This window comes from Streptomyces sp. 4F14, from assembly GCF_048159485.1.
GTDB lineage: Bacteria > Actinomycetota > Actinomycetes > Streptomycetales > Streptomycetaceae > Streptomyces.
The window spans coordinates 66013-73925 of sequence record NZ_JBLRVY010000044.1; the positions used below are offsets into that span (position 1 = coordinate 66013).

Here is a 7913-nt window from a genome sequence, read left to right on the forward strand (position 1 = left end):
CTAGCTTGCCAGGAGTAATAGAAAGCGCTTGCTGTGACGCTGATCAGGTGGAGGCGTGCGTGCGGCGCACTCCCACCGCGTACGACTTCTCCGAAGGGACCGACGTGACACGCAAAACGGTGCGTATCGCCATGAACGGCGTCACCGGACGGATGGGCTACCGCCAGCACCTCGTCCGATCCATCCTGGCCATCCGCGAGCAGGGCGGCCTCGACCTCGGCGACGGCACCGTGCTGTGGCCCGAGCCGATCCTCGTCGGCCGCCGTGAGCACGTCCTGCGTGCGATGGCCGACCAGCACGGCCTGGAGCACGTCTCCACGGACGTCGACGAGGTCCTCGCCGACCCGACCGTCGACATCTACTTCGACGCCCAGGTCACCTCCGCCCGCGAGGAGGCGATCAAGAAAGCGATTGCCGCGGGCAAGCACATCTACACCGAGAAGCCGACCGCGACCGGCCTCGACGGCGCCCTGGAGCTGGCCCGCCTCGCGAACGCGAAGGGCATCAAGCACGGCGTCGTCCAGGACAAGATCTTCCTCCCCGGCCTGCTCAAGCTGAAGCGCCTCATCGACGGCGGCTTCTTCGGCCGCATCCTCTCCATCCGCGGCGAGTTCGGCTACTGGGTCTTCGAGGGCGACTGGCAGCCCGCCCAGCGCCCGTCGTGGAACTACCGCGCCGAGGACGGCGGCGGCATCGTCGTCGACATGTTCCCGCACTGGGAGTACGTCCTGCACGAGCTGTTCGGCCGCGTGAAGTCCGTCCAGGCCCTCGCCACCACCCACATCCCGCAGCGCTGGGACGAGAACGACAAGCCCTACGACGCGACGGCCGACGACGCCGCGTACGGCATCTTCGAGCTCGACGGCGGCGCCATCGCCCAGATCAACTCGTCCTGGGCCGTACGCGTCAACCGCGACGAACTCGTCGAGTTCCAGGTCGACGGCACCGAGGGCTCGGCCGTCGCGGGTCTGCGCAACTGCCGTGCCCAGCACCGTAGTTCGACCCCGAAGCCGGTCTGGAACCCGGACATCCCCGCCACCGAGGTCTTCCGCGACCAGTGGCAGGAGGTCCCGGACAACGGCGAGTTCGACAACGGCTTCAAGGCGCAGTGGGAACTCTTCCTCAAGCACGTCTACGCCGACGCCCCCTACCACTGGGACCTCCTCGCCGGCGCCCGCGGCGTCCAACTCGCCGAGCTGGGGCTGAAGTCGTCCACCGAGGGCCGCCGCCTCGACGTCCCGGAGATCTCCCTGTGACCATCCAACTCCCGGCCCCGGACGGCGGGTTGCGGGCCTACGAGCCACGCACCGAACCCTTCGCCGTCACCTCCGGCGTTCCCTTCACCTCCCGTACGGTCTTCTCGGCGGCCCACGTCGTCGCCGACCCGTACGCCGACGTGTCGCCCGACTCCCCGGCCGCCGTCGACTGGGACGCCACCCTCGCCTTCCGCCGCCACCTCTGGTCCCACGGCCTCGGGGTGGCCGAGGCGATGGACACCGCCCAGCGCGGCATGGGCCTCGACTGGGCCGGCGCGGCGGAGCTGATCCGCCGAAGTGCCGCCGAGGCCAAGGCTGTCGGCGGTCGCATCGCGTGCGGCGTCGGCACCGACCAGCTCACCACCGGCGGATCCCTCGCGGCGATCCGAGCGGCGTACGAGGAGCAGCTGGCGGTCGTCGAGGAGTCCGGCGCACAGGCCATCCTGATGGCGTCCAGGGCGCTCGCGGCGGCCGCCCAAGGCCCCGAGGACTACCTGGAGATCTACGGCCACCTCCTGCGCCAGGCCGCCGAACCGGTCGTCCTGCACTGGCTGGGCCCCATGTTCGACCCGGCGTTGGAGGGCTACTGGGGCTCCTCCGACCTCGACGCGGCCACCGACACGTTCCTCGAAGTCATCGCCGCCCACCCCGACAAGGTCGACGGCATCAAGGTCTCCCTCCTCGACGCCCAGCGCGAGGTCGACCTGCGCCGCCGGCTCCCGCAGGGCGTCCGCTGCTACACCGGCGACGACTTCAACTACCCCGAACTGATCGCGGGCGACGAGAAGGGCTTCAGCCACGCCCTCCTCGGCATCTTCGACCCGCTGGGCCCGCTGGCCGCCGAAGCGGTACGCGTCCTGGACACCGGGAACACGGCCGGTTTCCGTGAACTCCTCGACCCGACCGTCGAGTTGTCCCGGCACCTCTTCCAGACGCCGACCCGCTTCTACAAGACGGGAGTTGTGTTCCTCGCCTGGCTCGCGGGCCACCAGTCGCACTTCACGATGGTCGGCGGCCTCCAGTCCGCGCGCTCCCTCCCGCACTTCGCCCGCGCCTACGAACTCGCCGACGGCCTCGGCCTGTTCCCGGACCCGAAGCTCGCGGAAGAGCGCATGAAGAGCCTCCTCGCGGTGTACGGGGTGACCCAGTGACCGACCTCGCGCGCTTCTCCATCAACCAGATGACGGTCAAGCAACTGTCGCTGCCCGAACTGGCCGACGCCTGCGCCGAGTTGGGCATCGACAAGGTCGGCCTGTGGCGGGAACCCGTCCAGACGTACGGACTTGACGCCACCGCCAAGCTCGTCCGCGACGCCGGCCTCACCGTCACCACCCTCTGCCGGGGCGGCTTCTTCACGGCGATCGACCCCGCCGAACGCGCCGCCGCCCTCGCCGACAACCGCCGCGCGATCGACGAGGCGGCCACCCTCGGCACCGACACCCTCGTCCTGGTCTCCGGCGGCCTCCCCGCCGGGTCCAAGGACCTCCACGGTGCCCGCGAGCGGATCGCGGACGCGCTGGGGGAGTTGGGCCCCTACGCCGAGCAGCACGGCGTACGGCTCGCCATCGAGCCGCTCCACCCGATGTACGCCTCGGACCGCTGCGTCGTCTCGACCCTCGCCCAGGCCCTGGACATCGCGGAACGCTTCCCGGCACACCAGGTCGGCGTCGCCGTCGACACGTACCACATCTGGTGGGACGACAACGCGCCCGCGCAGATCGCCCGCGCGGGTGCCTCCGGCCGGATCCACACGTTCCAACTCGCCGACTGGACCACGCCGTTGCCTGAGGGTGTCCTCAACGGCCGTGGCCAGATCGGGGACGGTGCGATCGACATGCGCGAGTGGCAGCGCTACGTCGAGGACGCCGGTTACACCAGCCCCATCGAGGTCGAGTTGTTCAACGACCACCTCTGGACCCGCGACGGCCGCGAACTCCTCGCGGAGACGGCCGCCCGCTTCGTGGAGCACACGATCCGCTGAGCACGCGGAAGACACGACAGGCCCCGCCCGGGAACGTCTCCTGGGCGGGGCCTCGGCGTGAGGTCAGCGCGTGGATTCCTTGACGGAGTCGACGAAGGTGTTCCAGGAGGCGGGGGTGAAGAGGAGGGCGCCGAGGGTGGGGGTCTTGCTGTCGCGGACGGGGACGAGGGAGGGGAGGTTGGGGGCGAATTCGAGGCAGGCGCCACCGGACTGGTTGCTGTAGCTGCTCTTGCGCCACGAGACGCTTCTCAGGTCGATGGCTCGCACGGTACTTCCTCCAACAGCCGCCGGATGAACTCGCGCGATTCGTCCGGGGATAGGGCCAAATCGCGAACCCGATCGTATCTGAGCTGAAGCCGACGGACGTCCTCAGTTTCTTCGAACAGCTCGCCGTCGTAACCAGTCTCCACCCAGGCGACGGTCTGGTTGGTGTCGTCCTGGAGGAACATGGTGTCGGTGTTCGTCAGGGCGTGGAGGCCGACGGACGCCGGGAGCACCTGAAGGGTGACGTTGTCGAGTTCCGACGCGTCCAGCAGGTCCTGGAGTTGCTCACGCCACTCGGCGGGGTCCTTGAGCGGGGTGCGCAGCACGAACTCCGAGATGATCGAGCGGAAGGCCGGTGCGTCGCCCCCGAACAGGAGGTCACGTCGGCTCATGCGAGCGTCGACCTGTGTGGCCAGCTCCTCGCCCTTCATGCCGCCCGCTGCCAGGAACTCCCTTGCGTAGGCCGGAGTCTGGAGCAACCCGTGAAGGTTTTCAGCGGCGTAGTGCCACATCCTGACCGCCTTGGCCTCCCACACCATGTACGGCCGGAACTCCGCCTTGAACTGCCTCATGTCCCTGATCGCCAGCTCCCACAACGCCATCAGCATCGGCGTCGTCCCGTAGTGCTGGTCCAGCGCCTCGACGATCTCCGGGCTCCCCAGATTCCGCCCGCTCTCCAGCTTCCCGAACGTCGAAGCGTCCCAACCGAGTTGCTCCGCGAGCTGCTGAAGCGTCTCCCCCTTCTCCTCCCGCAGCCTCCTCAGCTCCTGCGCGAACCTCTTCCTCGGCTCCTGGCTGCGTCCCGTGACCGCATTCCGCTGTGGCACCTCGTCCCCTCCCGGCGTTTATGGAATTTGGCCGCCTCATCCGGAACCAACGCCCGTTCCGGCTGCACCGACACCCGAGCCTGGGTCATCCTCTTCTTACCCAGGAACACGCAGAGTAGTGCAACTGCCGCATTCCGTACAGATGTTGGTCGAAAGGACCGATACCAGATGGAACCGGGAACCCTCTACTACGACCCCGCCACCGACAAGGTCGGCGAGTACCAGGACCACCTCGGGAAGTACGCCATGCTCCGCCCCGTCGGCGGTGGTACCGAGTGGTCCGCCGACCCCAAGAACCTCCGCCCGGCGACGGACAAGGAGCGCATGAGCGCCGGCGTGAAGGCCGCGAACCACCTCACCCGCAACGACCCCGCGAAGAAGCCCCCGTTGGAGCCGGCGATCGACCTCAGCGCACCCCCGCGCCCGTACCCCAACTGCGCGACCTGCGACGAACTCGCCACCCTCCGCAGGACGGCCCACAAGAGCGGCGACTACAGCGCGGCCACGGACGCGAACGTCCTCCTGCGCCGCCACCACACCCAGGCCCACCCCCAGCGCCCCCAGGACCCCACCGAGTGACCTACCGCCCCCACCCCCGCCAGATCACCCAAGTCCCCCCGGCCTATGTGACACCCCCACCCCGCATCCTCCAACCCCCTTCCCCCACTCGCCGGTTCGGTGAGACGCTCCTCGCCGTTCTGAGCGTCGTGAGCCTCGTCTCCATCGCCGCCGCGACGGCGACGAAGCTCCTGGCCGTCTGAAGGCTCCCGCCCGCCGAGGCGCACACCTCCCGGGCGGGCCAGTCTCGACCTGTTCTGCCTACGCTCCCCCATGTTCTCCCTGGAGCGCCTCCGACCCGATCACACCTCCGCCCGGCTCGCCTTCGAGACAGAGAACCGCGCCTGCGTCGCCCGCGTCGTCCCTGACCGGGGCGAGGACTGCTTCCGGGAGCAGCGGTGTCGGAGCACCAGCAGTGACAAGAGGCGGCATGACGCCGGAAGACCGCCCCTCCGGGGCGGCGCATGACTGCGGCCCGGCTGCGCCTCTGAGGCATGTTCCTGGTCGAGCATGTGTGCCTGACTGATCGACCGCGAGCTCATCGGCTGATGCCTCGATTCCGTGACCGCGACGCGTCGTACGGCTGTTACGCGAGAGGCTACGGCGAGCACTTCCGGCATGCAGAGGAGCAAGCGATGAGCAACGTTCTGACGACCGATCACCCCGCCTGGCAGGCATACGAGGACGGCAAACGCGCGCGTGTCGTCCGTACGGCGTCGGGCATCTGGAGCCTGTCCCACGACCGGGACGGACTCCACATGACGTGCGTGGACGGCACCGAGGACGTCAAGCCCGAGTTCGTCAGCACCGACCCGGCGCACCTTCCGCCCGCCGCTCCGGCTGCCCTCCGCGAAGGACTTGTCCAACTCGGCGTCACCCAGCGCCTGGCGAACCCGTGGCTGTGGGACGCGATCACCACGGCGATCCTGCGGCAGGTCGTCCGCGCAGACCAGGCCCGGAAGCTGTACCGCACCTGGTGCAGCGCCTACGGCACCACCGTTGAAGGCCCGCAGAGTGGGCTCGCCGTAGCACCCGCGCCGACCGCGGTCCTCGACCTGACCGACGAGCAGTTCGCCGACGTCGGAGCGACATTCCACCGCACCGCGCTCCAAGCCGCAGCCGCCGCCTACCGGCAGCACCACACCACATGGGAACGTCTCGACCCAGCCGACCTGGTCACCGCGCTCACGGGCATCCCGCGCATCGGCCCGTGGACCGCCGCGGCCGCCGCCACCGACTTCACCGGCGACTTCGGCGTCTACCCGCACGACGACCTCGCCGTGCGCACCTGGGCAGCACAGATCGCCCCTGATCATCCGTGGCCGAACAAGAAGGACACGGCCTTCGGCCCGATGTGGACCGACTGGGCCGGCACCGACCGCACTGCCCTGCACACCCTGACCCTCTCCACTCTCACCTGGGGCTCACATGCCCGATGACCTGGAGGAACCATGCGGCAGTCAGACCTGATCGCGGGCGCCGACAACGCGCACACGCTCGATGCCCTGTTCATCAACGCGCCATTGCGCGACTACACCCTTCGGCCGCGCACCAACGACTACACCCTGCCTGTGCTCGGCATGGCCTACATCGCCACCTATGCCCAGCAGGCCGGCTTCAACGTCGGTGTCCTCGACGCCGAGGCCCACGGGCTCGGCATCGAAGAAGCAGCGAAGATCGTAAACGCCGCCGCGCCGCGCTGGGCCGCGATGAACCTGCTCGCGCCCACCTACGAGATGTCCGCGAAGATCGCAGCCCTGCTGAATCCGGACATCGCGCTCATGGCCGGTGGCCACCACGCCAAGGCGATGCCGGACCGCATCCTCGCCGATCCCCGCATGTGTAACCTGCGCGCCCTGGTCCTCGGTGAAGGGGAACTGCGTGTTGCCGTCCTTCTGGAGGACGAGCAGCGTAGGCGTCAGCTTCCGGGCGTGCTCTGGCGGGATCCGATCATCGGCAGCCGGGCGGGAGGCGTAGCGGATCCGAAGACGAGCGCGGAGATGCTCGGCCCTGACATCAACGCACTGCCGTACGTGAACCGCGTGTTCCTCACGCAGGATCCGTACCGGGTCGCGCCCACCGCGACCGACCACCGTCTCACGGCCGCTGCCCTTCAGTGGCATGTGGAAGCCAACATCGTCGGCAGCCGCGGCTGTCCCTACAACTGCACCTTCTGCGGGGCGGCGTGGAGCGCGAACCCCGATGTGAAGATCCGGGTCCGCTCCCCGGAGAACGTCATCGGCGAGCTGGATACGCTGCACGACGCGTACGGGGTGACCGCTTTTCGGTTCGTTGACGACTTATTCCTCGGCGCGAAGCGCGTTGTCGAGGAGCAGATGGAGGCATTCACTCGGAACCGCATCGGTGAGAGGTACGTGTGGGACGCCACGGGCCGGATCAACGTCCTGGACCGGCTCACCGACCAGGAGCTTGAGGTACTGGTCGGCAACGGGCTGCGTGAGGTCGCCCTCGGGATCGAATCCGGCAGCGACCGGGTCCTGACCGCGATGGACAAGCGCATAGACGCCGAAATGACGGAACGGGTCACCCGTCGGCTCGTGGCGCGGGGCATCGGTGTCAAGGGCTACTTCATCCTCGGCTTTCCGGGCGAGGGCCGCGACGATCTGGACGCCACGGTGCGGCATATTCGCACCTTGTGGGCCATCGCTGACAAGCACCCCGGGGACGTTCGGGCCTCCGTCTTCGAGTTCCGCCCCTACCCGGGCACACCGGTGTGGCAGACCCTCATCAAGGACGGTTACCACGCTGACGATCTCCTCGCCTACGGCGACGTGGACCTCACCCAGGACGGCGCTGACGAATCCATGAGGCAGCGCGACGAGTTCAACTTCTCCGTCGGCATTCAGTTCGGCGGGGTGCCCCTGGAGGATGTGCGCGCCACGCTCGCGATGCTCACCCGCGAGCAACACGAGCGGAACCAGTACGGGCGGGAGGCCGCTGCCTAATGCTGAAGTCAAGCCACGAGACGAAGAGGTGGCCGGGCCTCGTAGGGGCGGCGGTCACGCA

At 68.6% G+C, this 7913-nt stretch carries 9 protein-coding genes; 7 read left to right on the top strand and 2 right to left on the bottom strand.

Annotated features, from left to right (window positions below):
• Nucleotides 1–104 precede the first annotated feature (104 nt).
• Genes ACLZOT_RS46070 through ACLZOT_RS46080 form a run of 3 tightly spaced genes read left to right on the top strand, consistent with a single transcriptional unit; the run spans nucleotide 105 to nucleotide 3237 of the window.
• Complete coding sequence (locus ACLZOT_RS46070; RefSeq protein WP_416975266.1) at nucleotides 105–1256, top strand: Gfo/Idh/MocA family protein; 1152 nt, start codon at nucleotides 105–107, stop codon at nucleotides 1254–1256.
• A complete protein-coding gene (locus tag ACLZOT_RS46075) occupies nucleotides 1253–2407 on the top strand; it encodes a dihydrodipicolinate synthase family protein (protein ID WP_416975257.1) in 1155 nt (384 codons plus the stop codon). The genes ACLZOT_RS46070 and ACLZOT_RS46075 overlap by 4 nt, the downstream gene beginning before the upstream one ends.
• A complete protein-coding gene (locus ACLZOT_RS46080) occupies nucleotides 2404–3237 on the top strand; it encodes a sugar phosphate isomerase/epimerase family protein (protein ID WP_416975258.1) in 834 nt (277 codons plus the stop codon). The genes ACLZOT_RS46075 and ACLZOT_RS46080 overlap by 4 nt, the downstream gene beginning before the upstream one ends.
• Nucleotides 3238–3300: 63 nt before the next feature.
• Here the strand turns inward: ACLZOT_RS46080 and ACLZOT_RS46085 are convergent, their stop codons facing one another.
• Complete coding sequence (locus ACLZOT_RS46085; protein ID WP_416975259.1) at nucleotides 3301–3504, bottom strand: DUF397 domain-containing protein; 204 nt, start codon at nucleotides 3502–3504, stop codon at nucleotides 3301–3303.
• A complete protein-coding gene (locus tag ACLZOT_RS46090; RefSeq protein WP_416975260.1) occupies nucleotides 3486–4328 on the bottom strand; it encodes a helix-turn-helix domain-containing protein in 843 nt (280 codons plus the stop codon). Before ACLZOT_RS46090 ends, ACLZOT_RS46085 begins: the two co-directional genes overlap by 19 nt.
• Before the next feature lie 168 nt (nucleotides 4329–4496).
• Between ACLZOT_RS46090 and ACLZOT_RS46095 the strand changes: the two genes are divergently transcribed.
• The 4 genes from ACLZOT_RS46095 (at nucleotide 4497) to ACLZOT_RS46110 (ending at nucleotide 7852) form a co-directional block, all read left to right on the top strand.
• Entirely contained in the window at nucleotides 4497–4907 is a 411-nt protein-coding gene (locus tag ACLZOT_RS46095; protein ID WP_416975261.1) for a hypothetical protein, read from the top strand.
• Nucleotides 4904–5089 (top strand): hypothetical protein, encoded by a 186-nt coding sequence (locus ACLZOT_RS46100; protein ID WP_416975262.1) that lies wholly within the window; start codon nucleotides 4904–4906, stop codon nucleotides 5087–5089. The genes ACLZOT_RS46095 and ACLZOT_RS46100 overlap by 4 nt, the downstream gene beginning before the upstream one ends.
• A 432-nt stretch (nucleotides 5090–5521) precedes the next feature.
• Nucleotides 5522–6325 (top strand): hypothetical protein, encoded by an 804-nt coding sequence (locus tag ACLZOT_RS46105; protein ID WP_416975263.1) that lies wholly within the window; start codon nucleotides 5522–5524, stop codon nucleotides 6323–6325.
• A 12-nt stretch (nucleotides 6326–6337) separates the two neighbouring features.
• A complete protein-coding gene (locus ACLZOT_RS46110; protein ID WP_416975264.1) occupies nucleotides 6338–7852 on the top strand; it encodes a B12-binding domain-containing radical SAM protein in 1515 nt (504 codons plus the stop codon).
• Nucleotides 7853–7913: the final 61 nt, after the last annotated feature.

Coding starts and splice junctions, on each gene's coding strand:
- ACLZOT_RS46095 (WP_416975261.1), top strand. CDS start 4,497: ATGGAACCGGGAACCCTCTACTACGACCCCGCCACCGACAAGGTCGGC.
- ACLZOT_RS46105 (WP_416975263.1), top strand. CDS start 5,522: ATGAGCAACGTTCTGACGACCGATCACCCCGCCTGGCAGGCATACGAG.
- ACLZOT_RS46110 (WP_416975264.1), top strand. CDS start 6,338: ATGCGGCAGTCAGACCTGATCGCGGGCGCCGACAACGCGCACACGCTC.